Source organism: Pseudomonas sp. JL3 (assembly GCF_031570575.1).
In the GTDB taxonomy this organism is placed as follows: Bacteria; Pseudomonadota; Gammaproteobacteria; order Pseudomonadales; family Pseudomonadaceae; genus Aquipseudomonas; species Aquipseudomonas cucumis.
Window position 1 is genome coordinate 501791 of the sequence record NZ_JAKWJK010000003.1, and the last position, 24436, is coordinate 526226.

Genomic DNA, 24436 nt, shown 5'->3' on the forward strand with positions numbered 1-24436 from the left:
AGGCGTCCTAAGGGCAAACGTTCCAGAGTCCTACGGACAGAAACGAAAAACCCGGCGCTGGGCCGGGTTTCTATGTCACTCGATATCGAGTTAGCGATGCTTGTACTTATTTTTATGCTTGTGTTTGTGTTTGCCGCCACCGGAATGCGAGCTGCCGCTGTCATTACCCAAGTTGCTACCCACCGCACCACCAGCTGCTCCGCCCAAGCCAGCGCCAATAGTCGAACCCGTGGAGCCGCCCAAACTATTGCCGATTACCGAGCCGCCCGCCGCGCCAATACCGCCACCGACGGCCGCTTCTGTTCGACTGCCCTTGCGCGCACCGACCGCGCTCCCTGCCGCACCACCGACGCCAGCGCCCACTGCTGCTCCCGTGCTGCCGCCTAATTGACCGCCGACCACGTTACCCAACGCGCCGCCAAGACCACCGCCCACTGCAGCAGTGCCGTCACCGGCAGCCATTGCACCCTGAGCGACCAAAAGTCCTAAAACCACCGTGGACAATGTCAAACGCATGATATGAACCTCTAATTTCCGCATCGGGGGGAAGATCGTGCCGCGGATAAGTGTCAGCTTGGCATCTGCGTCTGTTGAACAGCAAAGCAAATACCGACTGTACGAGATTTGAGCCGTACAATGGAAAAACGTTCCAAAACGAAAAAGCCCGGCATCAAGCCGGGCTTTTTCAGCGGATCATTAGGATCAGTGGCGCTTTTTGGACAGATTGCTGCCCACGCCGCCGCCCAATGCGCCACCCAGGCCGGCGCCGATGGTGGAACCTGTCTTGCCGCCCAGGCTGTTACCGATCACCGAACCGCCCGCCGCGCCCACACCGCCGCCAATGGCCGCTTTGGTGCGGCTGCCTTTGCGTGCTGCAACAGCACTGCCGGCTGCGCCCGCTACACCAGCACCAATCGCTGCACCTGTGCTGCCGCCCATTTTCTGACCGACCACATTACCCAGTGCGCCACCCAGACCACCACCGAGCGCGGCAGTGCCGTCACCGGCAGCCATCGCACCTTGAGCAACCAAAAGGCCCAAAACCAGAGCAGGCAGTGTCAAACGCATAACGAGAACCTCAAAAAAGGGGGAAACCGAAAGGCCGGAGATTGAATGCTTTAGAGGAGGCAAAGTCCAGACACAAACACGGAACAACCTCGTCATTGGCGACGGTTGGACAGCATTTATGGAAAAGGTTTTATGACAGGCAAAAAAAAGCCCGCTGGGGAGACGGGCCAGGGTACTGCTTTCTAACGGATGAGCTGAGACTACGTAGGCAGGTGTGAAAAGTTTGTGAAAAAAAACCTGGTGCTCGTAAAGTTTGTAGGACGTTTTCCCGCATTGCCGCCAAGCCACGCTTTCTACCCTTCAAAAACAAGAAACCCCGCTCAATGGCGGGGCTCGACGAATCACTGTTTACTTCCTGGAAGGCGCACCCAGCTTGGGCATGAATTTCGACTTCGGCCCTCGAGTTCGAGGTACCGTAGATTTTATTTTGTTGATTTTGATACGGTCTTCACCGAAGCTCGGCACATAGTCCGTCTGACCACACTGCACGCAATTATTGATTGGAAACTCCGCCCCGTCGTCTTCGATATACGGCTCAGTCATATCTTCGCTCCTCTCAACGGGTCGATACCGGCAAGCCCTATTTGCCTGGAAAATATCGACCACCCAGGATTTTGAGACTAGTCGGTCATTCCCGGACTTGTGATTCAGATTGTTACGTGCCCGACGAATGGCCAGGGCTTGCTTCCTACAAAACCGGATGGCGAATAAACAGAATGTGCGCGTCCTTGGCACCGCGGCATCCTCAAGATTTCTTCACACCACTTACCGCAGTTTGACCGCCGTGCCGGTCACAAACACCACTACCATTCCACCCTTGCCGGACGGCATGCTGATCTCATAATCGAGCCCTACCACTGCATCCGCCTGAAGCGCCCGCGCCCGCTCCTTGATCTCGTCGGTGGCCTGAATTCGCGCATCCTTCAATGCCCGCTCCAATGTCTGAGAACGTCCGCCGAAAAAATCCCGCATCCCGGCAAACAAGTCGCGGATCACGTTAACGCCCTGCACCGACTCGGCGCTGACGATGTCCAGGTAAGCGGTGATTTGCCGGCCTTCGATGGTGTGGGTTGTGGTGGTGATCATGAAATGTCCTTGTTCAGAGCTGTCGTCGATAGGGTGAACCGACGGAAAAAGCGGCGCGAGAATTGAGTATAGAGATCGAGTCCCGCCGAGGGCGGTTGCCAGTCTAACAGGAGGGCGGAACACGCCTGAAACGCAGCGTTGGGGGCGGTTTGAAAAAGTGGCAGCCATGATTGAAAAATCCGGACACCAGAAACCACAAAACCCCTGACTTCTCTCGAAATCAGGGGTTTTGTGTATATCGAATTTGGCGGTGAAGGAGAGATTCGAACTCTCGATACAGTTTCCTGTATACACACTTTCCAGGCGTGCTCCTTAAGCCACTCGGACACTTCACCGTATCTCTTCAAACATGTTCTGTCTGTCGAGGCGCGCTAATGTAGTCGAAAGCTTTTCTGATGGCAAACTTTTTTTGCAGAATTTTCATGCGGTTAGCGATTTAGTTGTTCCGGTGGGTGCCGTGCCATGGCAAACCCGCCAATCTCCGGCTTCGCGCCCTCTTCTATATAGAGGGGAATGCGCGGCTGGCGTGGCCGGCAACGCTTGCCGTGCGGGGAAAAGGGTGACCGGGTGGTCAGTCACGGCGCTTTACCTGGCCTACGGCGGTGGGTAACGTCTGCCCTACTTTATTAGAAGGATTGGCGTCATGAGTGAGTTGATTTCCTACCATCTCGAAGACGGTATCGCGACCCTGACCTTGAGCAATGGCAAGGTCAATGCCATCTCGCCGGATGTGATTGTTGCGTTTAACGCTGCGCTGGATCGGGCAGTAGCGGATCGGGCGGTGGTGATCATTACCAGCCAGCCGGGCATTTTTTCGGGTGGTTATGACTTGAAGGTGATGACAGCCGGCCCTAAAGAGGCGATTGCACTGGTGGCTGCCGGTTCGACCCTGGCTCGTCGCCTGCTGTCGCACCCGTTCCCGGTGGTTGTGGCCTGCCCTGGACATGCGGTGGCCAAGGGTGCGTTTATTCTGTTGTCGGCGGACTACCGCATTGGTGTCGACGGCCCGTTCAGCATTGGTCTGAACGAAGTGCAGATCGGCATGACCATGCACCACGCCGGTATCGAGCTGGCGCGTGATCGTCTGCGCAAATCGGCGTTTCATCGTGCGGTTATCAATGCCGAGATGTTCAATCCGCAGAGTGCTGTGGATGCCGGTTTCCTTGATCTGGTGGTATCGGCCGAAGAGCTGCAAGGCGCAGCGCTGGCGGCGGCTCGTCAGTTGAAGAAGCTCAACATGACCGCCCACAAAAACACCAAACTGAAAGTGCGTAAGGCGTTGTTGGAGACGCTGGACAACGCGATCATCCTGGATCAGGAGCATATGGGTTAAGCCCCTACGCGTTGCACCGAAAAGCCCGACCATCGTGTCGGGCTTTTTCTTACGTGTCCGGTTTAAAACCTTACAAGCGCTCTAGGCCGCATCTGACCCATAAGTCGGAAACATGCGCTCAAACATCGGCTATCTCCCACTTCCATAGCGGCAATTGCCGAAAACAGTGCACATCCGTACACTGCGCCACCTTTTGTCCCGATGGGCCTTTAAATGCTGTTTGTGTTTCGTATGTTATTGATGGGCTTGCACTTTATTCTGGCCGGCCTGCTTGGGGTGATCCTCGGTCTATGCCGGCCGTTTAATCCGGACAACAGCCGTTTATGCGCGCGTCTGTATGCGTGGCCGGCGATGTGCATTTTGCGCTTGCGGGTGAAGACCGACGTCGGGCCGTTGATGGATAAGCCTGACAGCTGCGTGATCATTGCTAACCACCAGTCCAACTACGATCTGTTTGTGTTCGGCAACGTGGTGCCCCGCCGCACCGTGTGCATTGGCAAGAAGAGCCTGAAGTGGGTGCCGTTGTTCGGGCAGTTGTTCTGGCTGGCCGGCAATGTGTTGATTGACCGCGGCAATGCGCACAAGGCACGCCAGTCGATGCTGACCACTACTCGCACCTTGCAACATGAAGACACCTCGATCTGGGTCTTCCCGGAAGGCACGCGCAACCTCGGCGAAGAGCTGCTGCCATTCAAGAAAGGCGCATTCCAGATGGCGATTGCGGCAGGCGTGCCAATCGTGCCGGTGTGTGTCAGCAGTTACGTCAAACACATGCGATTGAACCGCTGGCGCAGTGGGAAGATTCTGATCCGTTCGCTGCCGGCGATTCCTACGGCTGGATTGAGTCTGGATGACATGCCGATGCTGATCGCCCAGTGCCGCGAGCAGATGCGCGAGTGTATCGACTCGATGGATCGGCAACTGCAAGCCGCCTGAAAGAAACCCGCCCTGTGCGGGTTTTCTTTTGCCTGCGAACTCTACAGATTTTGCTGACTCTCAAGCAGCAGACAAGGTTAAGCTGAATCCTGCCTGGCACCGCCAGTCTTTACAGAAAGCGGCTAATAAAAAGTGAATCACCATCATGGGTAGAGTCGTTGCTGCTGCGGTTTACAGCGCCGGTAAGAAAGTCACCAATATCACCCTCGACGAAGGCGCCGCCTGGGCTGCCAAGCCTGGCCACTTTGTGTGGATTGGCCTCGAAGAGCCGAACGCCCAGGAGCTGTTCAACCTGCAACGCCAGTTCAACCTGCATGAACTGGCCATCGAGGACGCCCTGGAAAAACACAGTCGACCGAAGCTGGAAACCTTCGGTGATGCCCTGTTCATCGTTACGTATTCGCCGATCCGCAATGAAGGCAAACTGGAGTTCATCGAGACTCATATCTTCGCCGGCAAGGGTTACATCATTACCGCTCGTAATGGTCACTCGGCGTCCTACGCGTACGTCCGACAACGTTGTGAGGCACGACCGCTGTTGTTGGAGCATGGGGAAGATTTCGTACTTTATGCCATCCTCGACTTCGTGATTGAAAACTACCAGCCGATGGGCGAAGCGATCCATGCCGAGATCGATGAGCTGGAAGAAAACGTTATGTGCGGTTCCCTGAACGAGCGCGACATCCAGAAACTCCACAGCCTGCGCCGCGATGTATTGCGTTTGCGCCGGTATGCGGCGCCGATGGTGGAGATCGGTGAGGAATTGCAGAAACTGAGCTTCCCATTCATCGACAAGAACATGCGCCCGTATTTTCGCGATGTGCAGATCCATGTCACGCGGCAGATGGAAGACCTGACAACGCTGGCGGACATTGCCAGCCAGACCATTGAGGTCGGGGTGTTGCTGGAGGCGTCACGGCAGAGCGTGGTGCAGCGCAAGTTTGCGGCATGGGCGGCGATTCTGGCGTTCCCGACGGCGGTGGCCGGGATCTACGGGATGAACTTCGAGGACATGCCAGAGTTGACTTGGCATTATGGGTATTTCGGTGTGTTGGGGTTTATTGCTGTTGGGTGCGTCGGTTTGTGGGCGAGTTTCAAGCGGTCGGGGTGGTTGTGAGTATGGTGTGACGCGGAGCGTCACGGGATGCATTCCCACGCGGAGCGTGGGAACGATCAAACATCCGACTAAGGCTTGTGCGCCACAAACCGCATCATCCACTCCGCAACAGTCGCTCCATGGTGAGGATACTCCAGGCTCGCCATACCTTTCTGATAAACCTCTTCGCCCAGATGCTGCTGACGAATATCCAGCAACGCCCGTGAGTAATCGTGAATGAACTCCGGATGCCCCTGGAAGCACAGCACTTGATCGTTGATGTGGTACGCGGCGAACGGGCAAAAATCGCTCGAGGCGATGACCGTAGCGTTTTCCGGTAGCGCGGTGACCTGATCCTGGTGGCTGATCAGTAGCGTCAACTCCTCCCTCAGCGGGCTCATCCACGGCGCCTTGGCCGCAAGTTTGTAGCTGTGGGTGCCGACGCCCCAACCCTGGGTCGCCCGCTCGCTCTTGCCGCCCAACAACAGCGCCAGCAGTTGATGGCCGAAGCACACGCCCAGCAGTTTGTCGCCGCGTTCGTAGCGGTTCAGCAGGTACGTCTTGAGGGTTTGAATCCACGGGTCGGTGCCGAAGGAGTCAGCCTTGCTGCCGGTGACCAGGTACGCATCAAAGGTCTCGTCATCACTGGGATAATCGCCCTGCATCACGTTGTACACAGTGAATTCGGCAGCAATGGGCTGCTGCGAAAACAGACGCTGGAACATCTGCCCGTAACCCTGATATTGATCGACCAGTTCCGGACGCAGGATGTCGGTTTCCAGAATGCAGATGCGTAACGACATAAAAAATACCTGACACATGAAGGGAATAATGCACACCCCAGAGCCTGCCTTGAAACACAGTGGCAAGGCAAGCCCCGGAGCGCGTCATCGGTCCCTTGGAACGTCCCTTAAAACAACGCGTCTTTGGCGGCTTTCTCCAGCAGCAGCGCAGGCGGTGTGAAGCGCTCACCGTACTGCTCGGCCAGGTACTGGGCGCGAGCGACGAAGTCTTTCACGCCGTACTGATTGATGAACTGCAGCGCACCGCCGGTCCAGGCCGCGAAGCCGATGCCGAATATCGAGCCGACGTTGGCATCCGCCGTCGAAGTCAGCACGCCCTCTTCCAGACAGCGCACGGTTTCGATGGCTTGGACGAACAGCAGCCGATCGCGTATGTCCTTCGGCGAAATCTGCCCATCGGCTTTCTCGAAATGAGTTTTCAGCTCTGGCCACAAATGCTTCTGCCCTGTCGCCGGGTAATCGTAAAAACCACCTCCAGCGGCCTTGCCCGGACGCTTGTATTCCTTGAGTAGCAAGTCAATCACGGCAAACGCCGGGTGCTCAATCAGGGTTTTCCCTTCTGCTCGCAGGTCTTTGGCGGTTTGTTCGCGGATATGGCTCATGAGGCTGAGGGAAACTTCGTCGGAGATCGCCAGAGGTCCGACAGGCATGCCGGCCTTGCGCGCTTCGGTCTCGATCATCGGCGCACTCACGCCTTCGCCGAGCATGGCGATGCCTTCATTGGTGAAGGTGCCGAACACCCGCGAGGTAAAGAAGCCGCGACTGTCGTTAACCACAATCGGGGTTTTCTTGATTTGCAGGACGAAATCGAAACCTCGAGCCAGGGTTTCGTCGCTGGTATGGACGCCCTTGATGATTTCCACCAGTGGCATTTTCTCCACGGGACTGAAGAAATGCAGGCCGATGAATTTCGTCTGGTCCGGCACGGCGGTGGCCAGGCCGCTGATCGGCAAGGTCGAGGTGTTGGAGGCGATGACCGCATCCGGGCCGACGACTGCTTGCGCGGCTGATGAGACCTTGGCTTTCAGTTCGCGATCTTCAAACACCGCTTCGATGATCAAGTCGCAGCCGGCCAGATCCGCATCGTTCTCGGTGGCATGGATTCGCGTCAGAATCGCCTCGCGTTGTTCCCGGCTCAGTTGACCGCGCGCAACCTTTTTGTCCAGCAGCGTCGCCGAGTGGGCCTTGCCCTTCTCTGCCGCAGCGAGGTTGATGTCTTTGAGCACCACGTCGATGCCGGCTGATGCGCTGACAAACGCGATGCCCGCGCCCATCATCCCGGCGCCGAGCACGCCGACTTTCTTCGTCACGCAAGGCGCGATGCCTTGGGGCCGCGAGCCGCCAGCGTTGATCTCATTGAGCTGAAACCAGAAGGTGCCGATAAGGTTTTTCGACACTTGGCCCGTGGTCAGCTCGGTGAAGTAGCGGGTTTCGATCAGGTGCGCCGTATCGAAATCCACCTGGGCGCCTTCCACAGCGGCACAGAGGATTTTCTCCGGCGCGGGCAGGCAGCCCTGGGTTTTGCTGCGCAGGATCGATGGCGTGATGGCCAGCATCGGCGCGAGCTTCGGATCCGATGGCGTGGCGCCAGGAATCTGATAACCCTTCACGTCCCAGCGCTGCACAGCGACCGGGTGAGCGACAATCCACGCCCGCGCCTTGGCCATCAGTTCATCTCGATCGGCGGCCAATTCGTCGATCAACCGCGCCTGCAACGCCTGTTGCGGCCGGATTTTCTTGCCTTCCAGCAGATACGGCAGGGCTTTTTCAATGCCCAGCATGCGCACCATGCGCACTACCCCACCGCCGCCCGGCAACAGGCCGAGGGTGACTTCCGGCAGGCCCAGCAGCACCGACGGATTGTCCAGCGCCACACGGTGATGGCAGGCCAGGCAGATTTCCCAACCGCCGCCGAGTGCCGCGCCATTAATGGCGGCGACCACCGGTTTGCCGAGGGTTTCCAGGGTGCGCAGTTGGCCTTTGAGGGTCAGCACCATGTCGTAAAAGGTTTTGGCCTCGGGTTTGCCGACCTTGATCAGTTCATTGAGGTCGCCGCCGGCGAAGAAGGTTTTCTTGGCCGAGGTGATGATCACGCCGGCAATGGCGTCCTTTTCGGCGACCAGTCGGGCGACGCAGGTGGCCATGGCCTCGCGGTAGACCGCGTTCATGGTGTTGGCACTCTGGCCCGGCATGTCGATGGTCAGGACGACAATCTGGTCCTGACCCTTTTCGTAACGGATGGCTTGGGTCATGGCAATTTTCCTTGAGTCGGATTTTCTTAAAGTCAGGCTCAGAGGCGTTCGATGATGGTGGCAATGCCCATGCCGCCGCCGACACACAATGTCGCCAAGCCATAGCGCAGGCGCCGGGTTTCCAGTTCATCGAGCAGCGTGCCGAGAATCGCGCAGCCGGTGGCGCCGAGCGGGTGGCCCATGGCGATGGAGCCACCGTTGACGTTGACCTTGTCGGGGTCGATGGCCATGTCCTTGATGAACTTGAGCACCACCGAAGCGAACGCTTCGTTGACTTCGAACAGGTCGATGTCTTCGACCCGCAGCCCGGCCTTGGCCAGCGCCTTGCGCGTGGCCGGCGCCGGACCGGTGAGCATGATGGTCGGGTCGGTGCTGGTGACCGCCGTGGCGACGATGCGCGCTCGCGGCTGCAAGCCCAGCGCCCGGCCCTTGGCCTCGGAGCCGATCAGCATCAGCGCCGCGCCATCAACAATCCCGGAGCTGTTGCCCGGCGTGTGCACGTGGTTGATCCGCTCGATCTGGCTGTAAACCCGCAATGCCGTGGCGTCGAAGCCCATTTGCCCGATCATTTCAAAACTCGGTTTGAGTTTGCCCAGGCCTTCCATTGTCGATTCGACGCGAATGAACTCATCGTGATCGAGCAGGATGATGCCGTTCTGGTCCTGCACCGGCACCAGCGACTTGTTGAACGAACCGTTCGCCCGCGCCCGCGCCGCCTTCTGCTGGGAGTGCAAGGCGAAGGCATCGACGTCCTGACGGCTGAAGCCTTCAATCGTGGCGATCAGGTCGGCCCCCACACCCTGGGGCGTGAAGTGGTTGTGCAAATTGGTTTCCGGGTCCAGCGCCCAAGCGCCACCGTCACTGCCCATGGGCACGCGGGACATTGACTCGACGCCACCGACCACCACCAGGTCTTCGAAACCGGAACGCACTTTCATCGCACCGAGGTTCACCGCCTCCAGCCCCGACGCGCAGAAGCGATTGAGCTGCATGCCGGCCACGCTGACGTCCCAATCGGCCACCTGCGTGGCGGTCTTGGCGATGTCGGAACCCTGATCGCCGACGGGCGTCACGCAGCCGAGCACGACATCATCGACCTGACTGGTGTCCAGGGACGTGCGCTGCTGCAGCGCTGTCAGCAGCCCGGCCACCAGATTCACTGGCTTGACGCTGTGCAAGGCGCCATTGGCCTTGCCTTTACCACGGGGCGTGCGTAACGCGTCGAATATGAAAGCTTGGGTCATGACGTCCTCGAACCTGACGGTGAATGAAGATCAAAAGATCAAAGATCGCCAGCCTTCGGCGGTGCCCACAGAAGCCCGTGTGAACCTGATCTTTATGCCCTCACCTTATGCTGAGCAGCCGTGGATTCAATGACCGCAGTGCTCATTGGCATTGACGGTCACGCTCAGACGAACGGTAGTCTGCTATCGGATAAACCGATTCCCATCACCAAGCTGTCTAGCAAACGGGCGCCCAAGAAGCTGGCCATAAGCCTCATGCTTTTTTACAGCGATGAGTGCTCAACACATACGAAATGGATCTAAGCCAAGCGTGACGCGGGCCCTAAGGTAAACCTGTACGAAGTTGTCGTCGGGTTTTGCCGAGGCACTCGTCCTACAGGAAGTGCAGCGCTCTGCCGTCATGGATATGCAGGCAGGCACCAGGAAATAACAAAAAAGGCGGTCAAGCCATGTTCAAGCATTCGAAAGTACGTCAAGCCGGGCTTATTCTATTCGCCACAACACTGTTGTTGATTTTGCCGAACCTGACCAAGGTGATTGGCTGATCGGGCATCAGGGTTTTCGTTTCGCCTGATAAAAATGTGATTGACTCGCTACCCGGGTCAGCGTGGCTGTGCCAACCTTTGCGGCACTTCCACGACATGGACGGCGATCACTTGAAAGCGCTCACTCTATTTGGGGCCTTGCTGCTCAGCATGCCTCTGTCTGCCGCACAGCTGAGTCTGGAGCTAGGCGCGAGTTCTCGCACCTGGCAGACCGAGCAATTGCTCAAGCATCCTCAGGTTCAGACCATCACGATCACTAACGACGTTTCCTACAAACGGGACATGAGCTATCGCGCCGTGCCGTTGGCGGCGCTGTTGACGGGCACCAAGCCTGGCGATCACCTGCAAGCCGTGGCCCTGGACGGTTTTGCCGCCGAACTGGCCGCCGCGCCGTTGCTCAATACCCAAGGCGCGCGGGCCTGGTTGGCGATTGAAGAACCGGCCCAGCCGTGGCCGCCGTTGTCAGAGGGCAAACACAGTGCGGGGCCGTTTTATCTGGTCTGGACCGATCCGCAGGCGGGCAACATCAGCCCCGAGCAATGGCCGTTCCAAGTAGCGAGCATCAAGCGCATGGCCCCGGTGACCGAGCGCTTCCCTGCCCTGCTGCCCGATCCTGCGCTGAAGGCGGACGATCCGGTGAACAAGGGCTTTGCGCTGTTTCAGAAGAACTGCCTGGCCTGTCATCGATTGAATGGCGCGGGAGATTCGCAGTTCGGGCCGGACTTGAATATTCCGTTCAACCCGACCGAGTACTTCGGCGCGGATTTCCTCAAGCGCTACATTCGTGATCCGCAGAGCTTGCGTCAGTGGCCACAGGCGAAGATGCCGGCGTTCGCGACGACGGTGTTGCCGGAGGGGGATCTGGAGTTGTTGGTGGGGTATTTGAAGCATATGGCGGGACGGAAGGTGAAGCCATAGTCAGTGATCGTTCCCACGCTCCGCGTGGGAATGCAGCCCGTGACGCTTTGCGTCACATCCAAAGCCGAACGCGGAGCGTCCGTGGAGGCATTCCCACGCGGAGCGTGGGAATGATCGGTGTAGGTTACTGCTGTTGGACGGAGATCACCGGCGCCGGCGTCGGTGAGACAAACACCTTCGCATGCATCTGCTCGCACCCGCCACCACGGCGCATGCCGCGCACCGGGCAGGCGTCGAGGTAATCCAGGCCCACAGCCAGTTTCAGGTGACGCTCCGGGCGGGCCAGTTCGTTGGTCACGTCAAAGCTGTACCAGGCGTCATCCAGCCAGGCTTCAGCCCAGGCATGACTGGCCAGGTGTTCGCTGTTCTCGCTGTACAAATACCCCGACACATAACGCGATGGAATGCCCAGGCTGCGAGCGCAGGCGAGAAACGCATGGGTGTGGTCCTGGCAGACCCCGGAACGCCCGGCGAATGCCTGGGCGGCGCTGGTGTCCACTTCGGTGGAACCCGGCGTGTAGGTCATGTGCTGGTTCAGGCCATGCATCAAATCGATCAGCGCCGTACGATCCCGGCGTTGCTTGCAGGCCTTCTCGGCGAATGCGCGCAAGGCTTCGTCGGCTTCGGTCAGGCGCGTGAAGCGCAGGAACGGCAGCGCCGACTGGCTTTCATGTTCCGCCTCACGCAATTCGTCGATGTCCACCTGGCCCCGGGCGCCGATGATGATGGCCTCGTGAGGCTCGTCCATGGTCAGCACGTGCAGGATGTTGCCGAACGGATCGAGTTGCGCACGCACCGGGCGCGGCAAGTCGAGCTGCCAGCTGAGCACATGCTGGCGCTCGCTGTCGTGTGGGGTCAGTCGCAGGTACTGGATGCTCGCCCGCACCTGATCTTCGTAGTGATAGGTGGTCTCGTGGCTAATGGAAAGTCTCATGCAGCCTCCAGGTAGGAACTGTGTATGGCGTTGCCCAACTGGCGCACCAGCGGGATGAACTCGGTCAGCCAGGCGTGCAGGCCTTCGTCGAGGATTTCGGTGATGCCGGTGTAGCGCAGGCGCGCGTCCATTTCCGCGGCCAGCCGTTGTGCGGGACGGCCGTTGGCCCCTGGCAATTGGGCGAGGATCTGGTCGATTTCTTCGGTGCAGGCCCGTAGGGATCGCGGCACGTCGGCGCGCAGCAGCAACAACTCGGCCACATGCCGGGCGCCTGGGGCGTCGCGATAGATCTCGGTATAAGCCTCGAACGACGACAAGGCCCGTAGCAAGGCACTCCACTGGTAATAGGCGTGAGCCGTGCCGTCGCTGACTGCTTCGGCCTGATCGCCGGCCATTTCGTAACGGGCGTCGAGCAGGCGCAAGGTGTTGTCAGCCCTTTCGATAAAAGTGCCCAGACGAATGAAGCGGAACGCGTCGTTACGCATGATGGTGCCGTAGGACGCACCCCGGAACAGGTGGGAACGTTCCTTGATCCACTCACAGAAACGGCTCATGCCGTAGCGACTCAAGCCCTGTTCGGCGATCCCGCGAATTTCCAGCCAGGTAGAATTGATGTTTTCCCACATGTCGGCGGTGATTCGCCCACGCACCGCATGGGCGCTGGCGCGCGCGGCACCGAGGCAGCTGTAGATGCTCGCCGGGTTGGCCGCATCCAAAGCGAAAAAGTGCAGCAGCCGTTCGGCATGCAGATCGCCGTGACGCTCCAGGTAATCGTCCAGAGTGCCGGTGATCAGCAGCGGCATGGCGAGTTCGTGCAAGCCATCGCCACGACCGTCCTGAGGCATCAGTGACAGCGAATAACTGATGTCGAGCATCCGTGCGAGGTTTTCGGCCCGCTCCAGGTAACGCGACATCCAATACAGATCCGAGGCAGTTCTACTTAACATGGCAGGCTTCCTTCAATCCTCGACCACCCAGGTGTCCTTGGTTCCGCCGCCCTGGGAGGAATTCACCACCAGGGAGCCTTCGCGCAAGGCGACACGGGTCAAACCGCCGGGCACAACCCGGGTTTCGCGGCCAGACAATACAAACGGACGCAGGTCGATGTGGCGTGGAGCGATGCCGTTTTCGACAAAGGTCGGACAGGTCGATAAAGACAACGTCGGTTGGGCGATATACGCGTGGGGCTTGGCTTTGATCCGCTCACGGAAAGATTCGATTTCCGCCGCCGTCGCCGCCGGCCCCACCAGCATCCCGTAACCGCCGGAACCTTGGGTTTCCTTGACCACCAGCTCTGGAAGATTGGCCAGCACGTGGGACAGTTCCGAGGGATTGCGACACTGCCACGTCGGCACGTTCTTCAGGATCGGCTCTTCATCCAGGTAGAAACGAATCATGTCCGTGACGAAGGGGTACACCGACTTGTCGTCCGCGACCCCGGTACCGATGGCATTCGCCAGCACCACGTTGCCGGAGCGGTAGGACGACAGCAGTCCTGGAACGCCGAGCATCGAATCCGGGTTGAACGCCAGAGGATCGAGGAAAGCATCGTCGAGGCGGCGGTAGATCACGTCGACGGCTTTCGGCCCATCGGTGGTGCGCATGAACACCTTGTCATCGCGTACGAACAGGTCCGCGCCTTCCACCAGTTCAACCCCCATTTCCCGGGCCAGAAACGCATGCTCGAAAAACGCGCTGTTGAAACGCCCCGGCGTCAGCACCACCACGCTCGGGTTGTCGATCGGGCTGGAGCTTTTCAGGGTATCGAGCAACAGGTTCGGATAGTGGTCGATCGGTGCGATGCGCTGGGCCGCGAACAACTCGGGGAACAGGCGCATCATCATCTTGCGGTCTTCGAGCATGTAGCTCACGCCGCTGGGTGTACGTAGATTGTCTTCGAGCACGTAGTACGTGCCGTCGCCATCGCGCACCAGGTCGACGCCGGAAATGTGCGAATAGATATCGCGGTGCAGATCCAGCCCCTGCATCGCCAACTGGTATTGCTCGTTGGCCAGCACTTGCTCGGCCGGGATGATGCCGGCCTTGATGATGCGCTGCTCGTGATAGAGGTCGGCAAGGAACATGTTCAATGCCTTGACCCGCTGAATGCAGCCGCGCTCGACGACCCGCCATTCACTGGCGGGGATACTGCGGGGAATGGTGTCGAAGGGAATCAGGCGCTCTGTCCCCTGCTCATCACCATAGAGCGTGAATGTAATCCCGGCACGATGAAATAACAGATCGGCCTCGCGTCGCCGTTGTGCCAAAAGCTCGTCAGGCGTTTCGGCCAGCCAACGGGCAAACTCCCGATAATGCGGGCGGACCTGGCCGCCGGCATCGTACATCTCATCAAAATAGGTGCGGATCATGCCGTACTCCTTGTCACCCGGACATCCAGGCCTTCGCAAGGCCCGTGCCATCGGCATAAACGCTTTGATATCAATCAGTTGGATAATGGCGCCGCACCCACCGCACCAATCCTGTGCGGTAAATGCCCCAACCTGATCGCCCCCGCTTCATGGCGAAGCAATGCTGTCGCCTATCAGCAGCATAGCCAGAGTTGATTTCACTGCCCGGGGGGCGATGCGGATAATCCACGCATTCGCTGGAAAACTTATCGTTCTTCCCTTTTAGCCGCCTGTTCAGGTGGCTTTTTTTTGTCCATTTGATCTTGCTTTCCATATAGCAAAAACGAAAACGGCCAACCCAAAGGTCAGCCGTTGCTGAGTGTTGTCACTGTTCATAAAGTTATGCGAGTAGCCCTCGTACCTCCTGCTTGACGCCCCATCCCTCGATGATACCGCCCAGAGGCTCGACCACCGCCTCGAAGTCCTGTTCAAAGTCGCCGATCCCGTCGTAGGTGGCGTACATCACTTTGCTCAGTTCCAAATGCCACGCGCCGTCGTCGCGCACGCTGATCTGGGCATTCAAGGATTCACCACTGAAATGACCTGCCGCCCTGCGTGCCCGCTCCTCGTCCGGGAAAATGGCGTAGAACTCGATGGGGTGGAATCGTGAAAAGTCGAAACCGCCTTCTTTCATGCGGCGCAGCACGCTGCTGCTGATGTCTTCTTGATAGGCTGTGCTCATGAAACGTCCCCCTCAGACTGATGGATAGACTTTCCGTATTCCCTGCACTTTCAACCGATTGGTGAGAGCGATACGGCAACAGAGGTTACCGACGGGAAACAAGCATGTAGCTGACAAGACCAGACCTTAGCGAGTCATTCGCTGATCTCGATTGCAGAGTAGCCCCAAGATAGAGCTGCTGCCAAGGTCTGGTTGTGAATGTGACAAGAGGTGTATCAGATCGGGGTAATACTGAGGATTTCAATGCTGTTCTGGGATTTCAGACTTTTGACGGTCGGATCATCGGTACGCCCCTCCAGATCATTGAGATCCAGTTCGGCAGCGACAGGCAGGCGCCGGGCGCGAATGAGTTTGGCGGCTTGCTCGCTATTCGGGCATTCCTCGCACTCGAAGAGTTCGTCCACTGTTTCACCGTGATCATCCACGAAAGTGATTTTCCACTTTTGCATCGGTGCCTCCTCGATAAAACCCGCAAATGGGTTTACAACAATCTGGACTTTTACCCTGAGTGATCGTTCAAACGGATTACCGCGCGCCAGCAGAAAAAACACAGATACCTGTGTTCATTTTAGTCGTTGCTGGGTTTGTTCACCGCGCCGGCGATGTAGGTCGGCACGGCCGCAGAAGTGCCAGTCCGGAAACAGGCTGCGCAGGCGACCGGCGGTGGTTATGACTTGTTCGATTTGCATGAACGGCGTGCCGTTCTGCATCACCAGAATGCCGCCTTCGTTCAGGCAGCGACGGCAAGCCATGACAGGTCGAACCTTCCCCGAGCGAGCATTATTCTCAAAGGCCCGCTCCCACAGGGTTCAGTGTTGTTTGCGGGAAACCGATCAGATCCGCACATTGCCTCGCGGCCCGGCGATGGCCCAGATGATCAGGCCCAGGACCGGCAGCAGGAGGATCAACAGCACCCAAAGGACTTTCATCCCGGTTTCGGCGCCACTTTTAAGCACGTTGATGATGGCCCAGATATCCAGGGCAAGAATAATCAGGCCAACCAGGCTGTTGAACGTGGAACCCATGGTGACGCTCCCGAAGAGTGATATGCACTCTTAGGATAGTCGGGTGTTGCGAGGGTTCCGTTTTATTACCGTGCTAGACAGCTTCAGACGTGGATCGCCACTTTCAGGGCTTCCAGGGACGGCGCGGCGGCAATACCAACTTCCGCGCACAACTCCAATACCCGTGGCACGTCGTTACCGTAGACCAGCACCACTTGCAGTTCGTCGTCGAGCAACTGGCTGAAGTTCATCAGCGTGTAACCGCCGTTTTCTTTATTCATGCTGCTCATCTGCACTTGAATACGATTGAGCGCCGTCAGGGCTTCGGTCTTGGCCAGTTGCTTGGGTTTGATGTTGAAAGCCACGCTGGGGCCGAACGAGGCGACGATCTGCGCAAACAGGTCCATGTAGGTGTCGGCCTGGAACAGCACGGTTTCCGGCAAGCTGCCGACGACCACCCACTCGCCCAACGGGATCGGAAAGGTATCGTCGTAGTTGATGTCCGGATTGGCCGTCAGAAAAGCCTCGGGATCGGCGTAGGCCTGAGCCGCTTCATCAGCGACTTTCAGAATTTCGTCATCGCTCATGCACCCGGAGCTGATTTTGCTGATGAGTTCGACGAGTGCGGCTTTCATGAGGTGGATCCTGTAGCGAGGGATATTGGAGGGCGCGAAGGATAGCGCATTCGGAAACGGATTGCGGGACCTGGCATAAACCTGTGGCGAAGGAGCTTGCCCCCTCGCCACAGAAGCCCCGCAGCCGCAGAGGTCAGGCCAGGAGTTTCTGCAATTGTGCGGTGGTATCCGCCGCGCCCATGGTTTTGGCCGCGTCCAGCGCGGACACACCGTTGGCATCCTTGGCTTTCGGATCGGCGCCTTTGCTGATCAGGTAGTCGACGATTTCGACGCGGTTGAACATCGCGGCCATCATCAGCGCAGTGCGACCGTCGAAGGACGAACCTTCCACTTGAGCGCCACCTTCCACCAACGCCTTGACCACAGCCAGATCACCTTTGAATGCCGCGCCGGCAATCGGGCTCTGGCCGTTGTCGTTGCGGATTTCAGGATCGGCCTTGTGCTCGAGCAGGACTTTTACCGTTTCGACATGACCGTGGTACGCGGCGAGCATCAGCAAGGTGTCGCCCTTGTGATTGCGCAGGTTCGGCGGCAAGCCCTTGGTCAGCAGCGCAGCCATCATGGCCGCATCGCCCTCGCGCGCTTTGTTGAACACCTGTTCGGCAAATTCAGCAGCCTCTTCGGGGGTCATCTGGCGGCTTTTGTCTGACATTGGGGACTCCACATTCGGTCAATCGGAAAGCCGATAGTTTCCCGAGCGGTCCGGAACCTGTCACTTCTTTTTTCTCATGGGTGGCTATAGCCACATTCAATAACGGTACTTGCCGCCCTGGATATCCGCCAGCACCTGCTCGGTGACTTGCACGTAAGTCTGGGTATCCGGCAACCAGGCGTAGATCGGGTCGTCGCCGGTTTTGTTCGGGTCGAAGGCTTCGTCCTTGAGCCGGGTCTTCTGGTATTTGAAGGTTCCGGTGGTCTCCATTTTCACTTTCACCCGCAGGAAAAGTGGCACCGCATAGGCAGGCATTTGCTGCCTGGCGAAAGCCAGCAACTCGCTGAAATCCAGGGTCGCCAGGGATTCAGCCGGCGTGATTGCCGCCATCCCGGCACGCCCGTTGGTGTTGTGGATTTCCACGCCATAGGCCACGGCTTCGGCGATGTGTGGGTGTTGCAAGAGAATGTTTTCGACCTCGGTGGTCGAGACGTTTTCACCCTTCCAGCGGTAGGTGTCGCCCAAGCGATCGACAAACTGCGCGTGGCCAAAACCGATGTTGCGCAGCAGGTCACCGGTATTGAAATAACGGTCGCCCTTCTTGAACACGTCATGGAGCACGACTTTTGCGGTCTTCTGTGGATCGGTGTAGCCGTCCAGCGGCGCCTTATCGTCGATCCTGGCCAGCAGCAACCCCTGCTCGCCCTTGGCCACTTTGCGCATGAAGCCCTTGGCATCACGGGTGGGTGCGCCGCTGTCGTGGTCGTAAGCCACCAGTTCCCAGGACATCAGGGAAAAACCGATGGTGTTGTCGAAATTGAGGATGTTGGTGAAGCCGATATTGCCGTCGCTGGCGGCGTACAGCTCACAGATATGGTCAACGGCAAAACGCGTCTTGAACTCACTCCACGCGCCGGGGCGCAGCCCATTGCCTATCATCTTCGTCACGCTGTGCCGACTGTCGTCGACGCTGCGCGGTTGATCCACCAGGTAGCGGCACAATTCGCCGACATAACCGAGGGTGGTCGCCCGGTATTTGTGCACGTCGCTCCAGAATTGGCTGGCGCTGAACTTGCGGCGGATGGCAAACCCCGACGCCCCACTGATTGCCGAGCCCCAGCACACGCAGAGCCCGGTGGCGTGGTACAGCGGCAAGGTGCAATAGACGACGTCCTGCGGCTGCATGTCCAGGGCAATCAACCCGAAGCTGGCGGAGCTGCGCATCCAGCGGCCGTGCTTGAACACCCCGGCCTTGGGTAACCCGGTGGTGCCCGAGGTGTAAATGTAGAAACAAGGATCGTCGAGAAAAACCTGCTGGCTGCTGACGGGGTTATCGCTGCACGCGTCGCAGCTGGCCGTCATCAGGTTGGTGAAGCCATCGGGCGAATTGCCCGGATGGCGATAAGTGTCTTGATCGGCGACAAACCAGATGCGCGCAGCTTCGATGTCCACCCGCTCGCGGACCGCATTGAAGGCCGGCACCAGCTCTTCTCCGACCACGATCGCCACGGGCGCCACCAGGTTCAGGCTATGGGCCAGGGTATCGCGGGTCTGGGAGGTATTGAGCAAGGCGCTGATCGCACCGACTTTGGCCACCGCCAATATCGTCGCCAGCAGCTCCGGACGGTTTTCGATAAAGATCGCCACCACATCGCCCTTGCCGATGCCTTGGGCAATCAGATGATGGGCGATACGATTGGCCCACTGATTGACCTGTGCATAAGTGAGTCTCACCTCACCCTGCAGCAAGGCCGGGCCATCGGGATTGCGCAATGTCGCCTGCTCGAAGCTCCAGCCGAGACCACACGGTTGGGTCGGGTCCTTGACGTTGGCGGCTTTCATGCCCTTCACCACCCGGGGAATGGCTTTGGCAATGGAAGGCAGCTTGCGGAGCATCATGCCCCAGGTAATCGTGTCGTTCAGCGTGCGGCTCATGGTGCTCCCGTTCGATCTTCTTATTGTCGGGTGGCGTTGATTGAGGCCGAAAATACGTCAGCGGTTCTTGCGCTGTACACGCGGTTTTTGAAATGTTTTGTATCTGCGCCTGAAGCGTTCGGACCAGGCATCGCAAAGCGGAACCCTGGCGTTGTGATTGGTTCCATCTAATCACAGGCCGACCACGCAAAATGCAGGATGCACGATGGCAATTCATGCAGATTGCACGAAAGCACAAAAACGCTTAAAGGTTAACTTGTTGATTTATATGATTTTTTAAAAAGTCAGGCACTGGCACAATCACTGCAACTACCTCTCCATGTTGCCCTTCAAGCACAAACGGAGCTGATAGACATGAGCCTGATCCAGGAAAAATTTTCGTCGCTGTTCTCCAACTTCGAAGTGACCACCCAGCCACGGCCTGACGGCGGCATTCTGCTGACCCTGCGCAGTACGGACGGCAAAGTCTTCAAGCGTTCGATTTCCTACCAGCAATTGCATGCCGGCGACCAGCTGTCGTGGGTGATCAGCGCGATTCGTCGTGACGTCGCCGAACAGGCCAGCGAACTGCCGCAGATCTCCATGCTGCAAAGCCAGCAACGGTTCGCCTTGCCGACCTATCACTCGGTTTAAATCCTGCGGTTGTATAAATAAACGCGCTACAAACAAACAGGCCGTGAGCGCTTTCGCTTCACGGCCTGAGTTGTTTCTGCGGTTACGCAATCCCTGTTATGGGGTTTACAGGGCTGAAGGATCGATCCGCGCAAAGCTGTCGACGGTCACATGCCCTGCCAGTTCCCCGCCCTCACGGGCCAGGCCACAGGTTGCCATCCCGGCCGCACGCGCGGCATCCAGCTCTTGAACGACGTCGGACAGAAACAGAATCTGCGAAGCCTCGACGCCAATCGCCTGGGTGATGCGCTCGTAGGACTGCGCTTCGCGCTTGGGCCCTGAGGTAGTGTCGAAATAGCCGCTGAACAGTGGCGACAAATCCCCCGCGTCCGAGCAGCCGAAGATCAGTTTTTGCGCCTGAATCGAGCCCGAAGAGTACACAAACAGTTGATAGCCTTCCTGATGCCAGCGCTTGAGCGCTTCAACGGCGTCCGGGTACACGTGGCCTTTCAACTGCCCGGCCTGATAACCCTGCTCCCAGACCATGCCTTGCAACGCTTTGAGCGGCGTGGCCTTGCGGTCTTCGCCGATCCAGGCCAAGAGGATTTCGATGACCCGTTCGACGTCGGCTTGCGGCTCACCGCAGTCATGCCGAACAGCGGCGAGCTGCTCGGCGACATCCGCGCGACCGGCATTTTGGCGAACGAAATCCGGCAGGTGTTTAGTTGCGTAGGGAAACAGCACGTCAAACACAAAACTCACCGCGCTGGTAGTGCCCTCGATGTCGGTGAGAATCGCTTTGATCGGCATCGACTCAGTCCTCGAGACGCGGGAAGCGGCTGGCGATGTCATCGCCGGTGAAATTGGCCACCCAGCCTTCGGGGTTGTTGAACAGGCGGATCGCGACGAAATGCGGGTTTTCGCCCATGTCGAACCAATGCGGCGTACCGGCAGGCACCGAGATCAGGTCGTTTTTTTCGCAGAGCACGGCGTAGACGTAATCGCCGATGTGCAGGGTGAACAAGCCTCGGCCGGCGACGAAAAATCGTACTTCGTCTTCGTCATGGCGATGTTCATCGAGGAACTTGGCGCGCAGTTCGGCTTTTTGCGGGTGATCGCTGCTCAGGCTGATCACATCTACGGTGATGTAACCGCGCTCGGTCATCAATTTGTCGATTTGCTCCTGATACGCGGCGATCACTTCTTCCTGGCTGGCGCCGGGCTGGATTTTCGCCGTGGCTTGCCAACGGTCGAAGCGCACGCCCTGTTCGGCCAGGGTCGAGGCGATGTCTTCGAGGTGGGTCAGGACTTTGTTCGGTATTTCGGGGCTGGAGACGTGATAAACGGACAGGCTGCTCATCTGGGCAACTCCTTAACGGTTCATGCTTTATGGTTCGAGAGCGAGCGCGTCTTCAACTCGCACTCGAACAAAAATTCAAAGGCTTCGATCTGTCGCAGCGCGTCGCTCATGCGCGCACCCCACGTGTAGAGGCCGTGGCCACGAATCAGATAGCCGACGCAATCAGGATGGGCGTCGAGCCAAGGCTGCACCTTGGCGGCCAGCCGTGCAATGTCCTGATCGTTGTCGAAAATCGGCACGCGCACGCGAGACTCATGAGTCGAAACGCCGCTGAAGGCTTTTTGCAGTTCATAGTCTTCGAACTCGATGAAGTCTTCCGGCGTCAGGCGCGACAGCACCGTGGCGTTCACCGAATGGGTGTGCAGCACCGCGCCGATCTCCGGGCGCCAGCTATAGAGCTGAGTATGCAGCAGGGTTTCGGCGGACGGTTTTTTGCCCGGTTCCAGGCTATTGCCCGAAAGATCGGTGGCCAGCACATCGTCGATGCCCAGCTGGCCTTTGTGCTTGCCAGACACCGTCAGCAAGGCTTCGGTCGGCGACAGGCGGGTCGAGTAATTGCTGCTGGTGGCCGGCGACCAGCCGCGGCCATACAGAAAACGCCCGGCGTCGATAATTTCCTTGGCGAGGTGTTCACGGGTAAGGCTCATGGCCTGTCCTCTTGCATACGTGTGGCAATGATAACGGCCGCGGCGAAGGCTGCGAGACTGGCAATACTAAAGGTCAATGTGGCGCCGAGGGCATTCCAGCTGTAGCCGGAATACAGCGCGCCCAGTGCACCGCCAGTGCCGGCCAGCGCGGCATACAACGCCTGGCCCTGCCCTTGCTGACGCGCGCCGAAGCTACGTTGCACGAACTGGATGGCAGCCGCGTGAAAGCTACCGAAGGTTGCGGCGTGCAGCACCTGGGCAAACAGCAGCACCCAGAGGAATTCAGCAAACGAACCGAGCAACAACCAACGCAAAGCCGCCAGCAGGAAACTCGCCAGCAGCACCCGGCGCACCGAGAAACGTGCAAGGATCTTGCTCATGACCAAAAACATCAAGACTTCGGCGACCACGCCGACCGCCCAGAGCATGCCGATCAGCCCGCGGCTGTAACCGAGTCGCTCAAGGTGCAGGGTCAGAAAGGTGTAATACGGCCCGTGACTCATCTGCATCAGCGCCACGCAACCGTAGAACGCCAACACCCCGGGGTTGCGCAATTGCTGGAGGAATCCCTCCCCCGCCAACCGTTCGCTCTGAATGGGTTGCGCGTTAGGCACCCATAAACTGCTGACGACGATCCCGGCCATGATCAGCACCAGCGCCACCGGGTAAATGTCCAGGCTGAGCCACTCGAACAATCGGCCCAGCGCTACCACGGTAATGATGAAACCGATGGATCCCCACAGGCGGATCTGACTGTAGCTCGAGGTCTGGTCCTTCAAGTGCGCCAGGGTGATGACTTCGAACTGCGGCAATACCGCGTGCCAGAAGAACGCGTGCAAGGCCATGACCATCGCCAGCCACGCGTAGCTTTGGTTGACGAAAATCAGTGAGAAGGTCAGCAGCGTACAGACCGCGCCGAACCGCACGATGGCCAGACGTCGCCCGGTGTAGTCACCGAGCCAGCCCCAAATATTCGGCGCCACGCAGCGCATCAGCATCGGGATCGCCACCAGTTCGCCAATACGCGCACTGGAAAAGCCCAGGTGATCGAAGTACAGCGCCAGAAATGGCGCTGTCGAACCGAGCAAGGCGAAATAGAACAGATAGAAACTGGAGAGCCGCCAGTAAGGGAGCACCGCCACCGTCGTCAGACCGCAGCGGCTGTGAGGTCAGCCATTAAAGCTGACCCAGCACCGGAGTGCTCACGCGCACATCGATGTTCTGCCCGCGATGACGCAGCAGGTGATCCATCAATACGATGGCCATCATCGCTTCGGCAATCGGCGTGGCGCGGATGCCCACGCACGGATCGTGACGGCCCTTGGTGACGACCTCAACCGGGTTGCCATGGATGTCGATGGAACGGCCCGGCGTGGTGATGCTCGATGTGGGCTTGAGCGCCAGGTGCGCAACAATCGGCTGACCGGACGAAATACCACCGAGAATGCCGCCGGCATTGTTGCTGAGGAAACCTTCCGGGGTCATTTCATCACGGTGCTCGGTGCCGCGCTGGGCGATGCTGGCAAACCCGGCGCCGATTTCCACGCCCTTGACCGCGTTGATGCTCATCAGCGCGTGGGCCAGTTCGGCGTCGAGGCGGTCGAAGATCGGCTCGCCGAGGCCCGGCATCACGCCTTCGGCGACCACGGTGATCTTCGCGCCGACCGAGTCCTGGTCACGGCGCAACTGGTCCATATAGGCTTCCAGTTCCGGGACCTTGTCCGGGTCAGGGCTGAAGAACGCGTTCTCTTCCACCGAATCCCAGGTCTTGAACGGGATTTCAATCGGACCGAGCTGGCTCATGTAGCCGCGAATGATGATGCCCTGGGTGGCCAGGTATTTCTTGGCAATTGCACCGGCCGCCACGCGCATGGCGGTTTCACGGGCGGAGCTGCGGCCGCCACCGCGGTAATCGCGTTCGCCATATTTGTGGTGATAGGTGTAGTCGGCATGGGCCGGGCGGAACAGGTCCTTGATCGCCGAGTAGTCCTTGGACTTCTGGTCGGTGTTGCGGATCAACAAGCCGATGGCGCAACCGGTGGTGCGGCCTTCGAACACGCCGCTGAGGATTTCAACTTCGTCGGCTTCCTGGCGCTGGGTGGTGTGGCGGCTGGTGCCGGGCTTGCGGCGGTCCAGGTCACGCTGCAGATCCTCAAGGGAAATCTCCAGGCCCGGCGGGCAGCCATCGACAATGGCGACCAACGCCGGACCATGGCTTTCGCCCGCGGTGGTGACAGTGAACAGCTTGCCGTAGGTATTGCCGGACATGCGGGACGCTCCGTGAAA

Annotated in this window: 27 protein-coding genes, 1 tRNA gene and 1 pseudogene; 6 read left to right on the forward strand and 23 right to left on the reverse strand. The window is 58.7% G+C overall.

Translation table 11 applies throughout. The features are described from left to right. Window positions 1-90 precede the first annotated feature (90 nt). The 5 genes from MMG91_RS08630 to MMG91_RS08650 form a co-directional block, all read right to left on the reverse strand. Window positions 91-516, reverse strand: a complete 426-nt coding sequence (locus MMG91_RS08630; protein ID WP_052965390.1) for a hypothetical protein — start codon at window positions 514-516, stop codon at window positions 91-93. A gap of 186 nt (window positions 517-702) precedes the next feature. Further along, window positions 703-1068, reverse strand: coding sequence for a glycine zipper domain-containing protein (locus tag MMG91_RS08635; RefSeq protein ID WP_038979874.1), 366 nt, complete (start codon window positions 1066-1068; stop codon window positions 703-705). Window positions 1069-1416: 348 nt separating this feature from the next. Beyond that, the gene (locus tag MMG91_RS08640) at window positions 1417-1611 is read right to left on the reverse strand and encodes a hypothetical protein (RefSeq protein ID WP_008072999.1); all 195 of its coding nucleotides are present in this window, start codon (window positions 1609-1611) and stop codon (window positions 1417-1419) included. Between the two features lie 222 nt (window positions 1612-1833). After that, the gene (locus tag MMG91_RS08645; protein ID WP_038979872.1) at window positions 1834-2154 is read right to left on the reverse strand and encodes a YbjQ family protein; all 321 of its coding nucleotides are present in this window, start codon (window positions 2152-2154) and stop codon (window positions 1834-1836) included. A gap of 245 nt (window positions 2155-2399) precedes the next feature. Further along, window positions 2400-2489: transfer RNA gene (locus MMG91_RS08650), tRNA-Ser, on the reverse strand. 308 nt (window positions 2490-2797) lie between these two features. Here MMG91_RS08650 and MMG91_RS08655 point away from each other — a divergent pair. The 3 genes from MMG91_RS08655 to MMG91_RS08665 all read left to right on the forward strand — a co-directional run bounded on the left by MMG91_RS08655 (window position 2798) and on the right by MMG91_RS08665 (window position 5540). Further along, window positions 2798-3487: a crotonase/enoyl-CoA hydratase family protein gene (locus MMG91_RS08655; RefSeq protein ID WP_123496361.1), complete on the forward strand. Its 690-nt coding sequence runs from the start codon at window positions 2798-2800 to the stop codon at window positions 3485-3487. 213 nt (window positions 3488-3700) lie between these two features. Next, on the forward strand, window positions 3701-4423 hold the full coding sequence (locus MMG91_RS08660; RefSeq protein WP_305448908.1) for a 1-acyl-sn-glycerol-3-phosphate acyltransferase: 723 nt from the start codon (window positions 3701-3703) through the stop codon (window positions 4421-4423). 145 nt (window positions 4424-4568) lie between these two features. Beyond that, complete coding sequence (locus MMG91_RS08665) at window positions 4569-5540, forward strand: magnesium and cobalt transport protein CorA (protein WP_310659341.1); 972 nt, start codon at window positions 4569-4571, stop codon at window positions 5538-5540. A 68-nt stretch (window positions 5541-5608) separates the two neighbouring features. Here MMG91_RS08665 and MMG91_RS08670 read toward each other — a convergent pair whose 3' ends face one another. The 3 genes from MMG91_RS08670 to MMG91_RS08680 all read right to left on the reverse strand — a co-directional run bounded on the left by MMG91_RS08670 (window position 5609) and on the right by MMG91_RS08680 (window position 9818). Then, window positions 5609-6322 carry an amidotransferase gene (locus MMG91_RS08670; RefSeq protein ID WP_310659342.1) on the reverse strand — a complete coding sequence of 238 codons (714 nt, stop codon included), beginning with the start codon at window positions 6320-6322 and terminating at the stop codon, window positions 5609-5611. Window positions 6323-6429: 107 nt separating this feature from the next. Beyond that, window positions 6430-8574 carry a 3-hydroxyacyl-CoA dehydrogenase NAD-binding domain-containing protein gene (locus tag MMG91_RS08675; RefSeq protein WP_310659343.1) on the reverse strand — a complete coding sequence of 715 codons (2145 nt, stop codon included), beginning with the start codon at window positions 8572-8574 and terminating at the stop codon, window positions 6430-6432. A 38-nt stretch (window positions 8575-8612) separates the two neighbouring features. After that, complete coding sequence (locus tag MMG91_RS08680) at window positions 8613-9818, reverse strand: acetyl-CoA C-acetyltransferase (protein WP_310659344.1); 1206 nt, start codon at window positions 9816-9818, stop codon at window positions 8613-8615. Here MMG91_RS08680 and MMG91_RS08685 point away from each other — a divergent pair. Together MMG91_RS08685 and MMG91_RS08690 are read left to right on the forward strand one after the other, a co-directional pair. Further along, complete coding sequence (locus MMG91_RS08685; RefSeq protein ID WP_310659345.1) at window positions 9817-9951, forward strand: hypothetical protein; 135 nt, start codon at window positions 9817-9819, stop codon at window positions 9949-9951. The two genes, MMG91_RS08680 and MMG91_RS08685, sit on opposite strands and share 2 nt — an antisense overlap. Window positions 9952-10459: 508 nt before the next feature. Beyond that, window positions 10460-11281 (forward strand): cytochrome c, encoded by an 822-nt coding sequence (locus MMG91_RS08690; RefSeq protein WP_310659410.1) that lies wholly within the window; start codon window positions 10460-10462, stop codon window positions 11279-11281. A gap of 124 nt (window positions 11282-11405) precedes the next feature. Here the strand turns inward: MMG91_RS08690 and MMG91_RS08695 are convergent, their stop codons facing one another. The 10 genes and pseudogenes from MMG91_RS08695 to MMG91_RS08740 all read right to left on the reverse strand — a co-directional run bounded on the left by MMG91_RS08695 (window position 11406) and on the right by MMG91_RS08740 (window position 19531). Next, complete coding sequence (locus MMG91_RS08695) at window positions 11406-12215, reverse strand: transglutaminase family protein (RefSeq protein WP_074874856.1); 810 nt, start codon at window positions 12213-12215, stop codon at window positions 11406-11408. After that, complete coding sequence (locus tag MMG91_RS08700; RefSeq protein WP_305448904.1) at window positions 12212-13162, reverse strand: alpha-E domain-containing protein; 951 nt, start codon at window positions 13160-13162, stop codon at window positions 12212-12214. Before MMG91_RS08700 ends, MMG91_RS08695 begins: the two co-directional genes overlap by 4 nt. 12 nt (window positions 13163-13174) lie before the next feature. Continuing rightward, window positions 13175-14584 carry a circularly permuted type 2 ATP-grasp protein gene (locus tag MMG91_RS08705; protein WP_007902187.1) on the reverse strand — a complete coding sequence of 470 codons (1410 nt, stop codon included), beginning with the start codon at window positions 14582-14584 and terminating at the stop codon, window positions 13175-13177. A 379-nt stretch (window positions 14585-14963) separates the two neighbouring features. Then, window positions 14964-15305, reverse strand: coding sequence for a ribonuclease E inhibitor RraB (locus MMG91_RS08710; RefSeq protein WP_008005633.1), 342 nt, complete (start codon window positions 15303-15305; stop codon window positions 14964-14966). Between the two features lie 215 nt (window positions 15306-15520). Then, entirely contained in the window at window positions 15521-15754 is a 234-nt protein-coding gene (locus MMG91_RS08715) for a hypothetical protein (RefSeq protein WP_310659346.1), read from the reverse strand. Window positions 15755-15894: 140 nt separating this feature from the next. Further along, window positions 15895-16054: pseudogene (locus MMG91_RS08720) on the reverse strand (polyamine aminopropyltransferase); the annotation flags it as partial. Between the two features lie 84 nt (window positions 16055-16138). After that, complete coding sequence (locus MMG91_RS08725) at window positions 16139-16330, reverse strand: PLDc N-terminal domain-containing protein (protein WP_047531608.1); 192 nt, start codon at window positions 16328-16330, stop codon at window positions 16139-16141. 83 nt (window positions 16331-16413) lie between these two features. Continuing rightward, window positions 16414-16944, reverse strand: coding sequence for a hypothetical protein (locus MMG91_RS08730; RefSeq protein WP_305505502.1), 531 nt, complete (start codon window positions 16942-16944; stop codon window positions 16414-16416). A 133-nt stretch (window positions 16945-17077) separates the two neighbouring features. Next, window positions 17078-17596 carry an ankyrin repeat domain-containing protein gene (locus MMG91_RS08735; protein ID WP_310659347.1) on the reverse strand — a complete coding sequence of 173 codons (519 nt, stop codon included), beginning with the start codon at window positions 17594-17596 and terminating at the stop codon, window positions 17078-17080. A gap of 96 nt (window positions 17597-17692) precedes the next feature. Then, a complete protein-coding gene (locus tag MMG91_RS08740) occupies window positions 17693-19531 on the reverse strand; it encodes a long-chain-acyl-CoA synthetase (RefSeq protein ID WP_310659348.1) in 1839 nt (612 codons plus the stop codon). Window positions 19532-19885: 354 nt separating this feature from the next. On the opposite strand from MMG91_RS08740, the gene MMG91_RS08745 reads away from it, so the two are divergent. Next, complete coding sequence (locus MMG91_RS08745; RefSeq protein WP_007898807.1) at window positions 19886-20164, forward strand: DUF3509 domain-containing protein; 279 nt, start codon at window positions 19886-19888, stop codon at window positions 20162-20164. Between the two features lie 105 nt (window positions 20165-20269). Here the strand turns inward: MMG91_RS08745 and mtnC are convergent, their stop codons facing one another. The 5 genes from mtnC to aroC are packed head-to-tail and all read right to left on the reverse strand — an operon-like array spanning window position 20270 to window position 24418. Continuing rightward, window positions 20270-20953 (reverse strand): acireductone synthase, encoded by a 684-nt coding sequence (gene mtnC / locus MMG91_RS08750; RefSeq protein ID WP_310659349.1) that lies wholly within the window; start codon window positions 20951-20953, stop codon window positions 20270-20272. A gap of 4 nt (window positions 20954-20957) precedes the next feature. Continuing rightward, window positions 20958-21503 carry an acireductone dioxygenase gene (locus MMG91_RS08755; protein WP_310659350.1) on the reverse strand — a complete coding sequence of 182 codons (546 nt, stop codon included), beginning with the start codon at window positions 21501-21503 and terminating at the stop codon, window positions 20958-20960. A 20-nt stretch (window positions 21504-21523) separates the two neighbouring features. After that, window positions 21524-22150 (reverse strand): methylthioribulose 1-phosphate dehydratase, encoded by a 627-nt coding sequence (locus tag MMG91_RS08760; RefSeq protein ID WP_305448898.1) that lies wholly within the window; start codon window positions 22148-22150, stop codon window positions 21524-21526. Further along, window positions 22147-23292 (reverse strand): MFS transporter, encoded by a 1146-nt coding sequence (locus MMG91_RS08765; RefSeq protein WP_310659351.1) that lies wholly within the window; start codon window positions 23290-23292, stop codon window positions 22147-22149. Before MMG91_RS08765 ends, MMG91_RS08760 begins: the two co-directional genes overlap by 4 nt. 34 nt (window positions 23293-23326) lie before the next feature. Next, complete coding sequence (gene aroC / locus MMG91_RS08770; protein WP_310659352.1) at window positions 23327-24418, reverse strand: chorismate synthase; 1092 nt, start codon at window positions 24416-24418, stop codon at window positions 23327-23329. Window positions 24419-24436 lie beyond the last annotated feature (18 nt).

Excerpts from the sequence above, each read along its gene's own strand:
- MMG91_RS08630 (WP_052965390.1), bottom strand. The coding sequence starts at position 516 with ATGCGTTTGACATTGTCCACGGTGGTTTTAGGACTTTTGGTCGCTCAG.
- MMG91_RS08635 (WP_038979874.1), bottom strand. The coding sequence starts at position 1,068 with ATGCGTTTGACACTGCCTGCTCTGGTTTTGGGCCTTTTGGTTGCTCAA.
- MMG91_RS08640 (WP_008072999.1), bottom strand. The coding sequence starts at position 1,611 with ATGACTGAGCCGTATATCGAAGACGACGGGGCGGAGTTTCCAATCAAT.
- MMG91_RS08645 (WP_038979872.1), bottom strand. The coding sequence starts at position 2,154 with ATGATCACCACCACAACCCACACCATCGAAGGCCGGCAAATCACCGCT.
- MMG91_RS08655 (WP_123496361.1), top strand. The coding sequence starts at position 2,798 with ATGAGTGAGTTGATTTCCTACCATCTCGAAGACGGTATCGCGACCCTG.
- MMG91_RS08660 (WP_305448908.1), top strand. The coding sequence starts at position 3,701 with ATGCTGTTTGTGTTTCGTATGTTATTGATGGGCTTGCACTTTATTCTG.
- MMG91_RS08665 (WP_310659341.1), top strand. The coding sequence starts at position 4,569 with ATGGGTAGAGTCGTTGCTGCTGCGGTTTACAGCGCCGGTAAGAAAGTC.
- MMG91_RS08670 (WP_310659342.1), bottom strand. The coding sequence starts at position 6,322 with ATGTCGTTACGCATCTGCATTCTGGAAACCGACATCCTGCGTCCGGAA.
- MMG91_RS08675 (WP_310659343.1), bottom strand. The coding sequence starts at position 8,574 with ATGACCCAAGCCATCCGTTACGAAAAGGGTCAGGACCAGATTGTCGTC.
- MMG91_RS08685 (WP_310659345.1), top strand. The coding sequence starts at position 9,817 with ATGACGTCCTCGAACCTGACGGTGAATGAAGATCAAAAGATCAAAGAT.
- MMG91_RS08680 (WP_310659344.1), bottom strand. The coding sequence starts at position 9,818 with ATGACCCAAGCTTTCATATTCGACGCGTTACGCACGCCCCGTGGTAAA.
- MMG91_RS08690 (WP_310659410.1), top strand. The coding sequence starts at position 10,460 with ATGGACGGCGATCACTTGAAAGCGCTCACTCTATTTGGGGCCTTGCTG.
- MMG91_RS08695 (WP_074874856.1), bottom strand. The coding sequence starts at position 12,215 with ATGAGACTTTCCATTAGCCACGAGACCACCTATCACTACGAAGATCAG.
- MMG91_RS08700 (WP_305448904.1), bottom strand. The coding sequence starts at position 13,162 with ATGTTAAGTAGAACTGCCTCGGATCTGTATTGGATGTCGCGTTACCTG.
- MMG91_RS08705 (WP_007902187.1), bottom strand. The coding sequence starts at position 14,584 with ATGATCCGCACCTATTTTGATGAGATGTACGATGCCGGCGGCCAGGTC.
- MMG91_RS08710 (WP_008005633.1), bottom strand. The coding sequence starts at position 15,305 with ATGAGCACAGCCTATCAAGAAGACATCAGCAGCAGCGTGCTGCGCCGC.
- MMG91_RS08715 (WP_310659346.1), bottom strand. The coding sequence starts at position 15,754 with ATGCAAAAGTGGAAAATCACTTTCGTGGATGATCACGGTGAAACAGTG.
- MMG91_RS08725 (WP_047531608.1), bottom strand. The coding sequence starts at position 16,330 with ATGGGTTCCACGTTCAACAGCCTGGTTGGCCTGATTATTCTTGCCCTG.
- MMG91_RS08730 (WP_305505502.1), bottom strand. The coding sequence starts at position 16,944 with ATGAAAGCCGCACTCGTCGAACTCATCAGCAAAATCAGCTCCGGGTGC.
- MMG91_RS08735 (WP_310659347.1), bottom strand. The coding sequence starts at position 17,596 with ATGTCAGACAAAAGCCGCCAGATGACCCCCGAAGAGGCTGCTGAATTT.
- MMG91_RS08740 (WP_310659348.1), bottom strand. The coding sequence starts at position 19,531 with ATGAGCCGCACGCTGAACGACACGATTACCTGGGGCATGATGCTCCGC.
- MMG91_RS08745 (WP_007898807.1), top strand. The coding sequence starts at position 19,886 with ATGAGCCTGATCCAGGAAAAATTTTCGTCGCTGTTCTCCAACTTCGAA.
- mtnC (WP_310659349.1), bottom strand. The coding sequence starts at position 20,953 with ATGCCGATCAAAGCGATTCTCACCGACATCGAGGGCACTACCAGCGCG.
- MMG91_RS08755 (WP_310659350.1), bottom strand. The coding sequence starts at position 21,503 with ATGAGCAGCCTGTCCGTTTATCACGTCTCCAGCCCCGAAATACCGAAC.
- MMG91_RS08760 (WP_305448898.1), bottom strand. The coding sequence starts at position 22,150 with ATGAGCCTTACCCGTGAACACCTCGCCAAGGAAATTATCGACGCCGGG.
- aroC (WP_310659352.1), bottom strand. The coding sequence starts at position 24,418 with ATGTCCGGCAATACCTACGGCAAGCTGTTCACTGTCACCACCGCGGGC.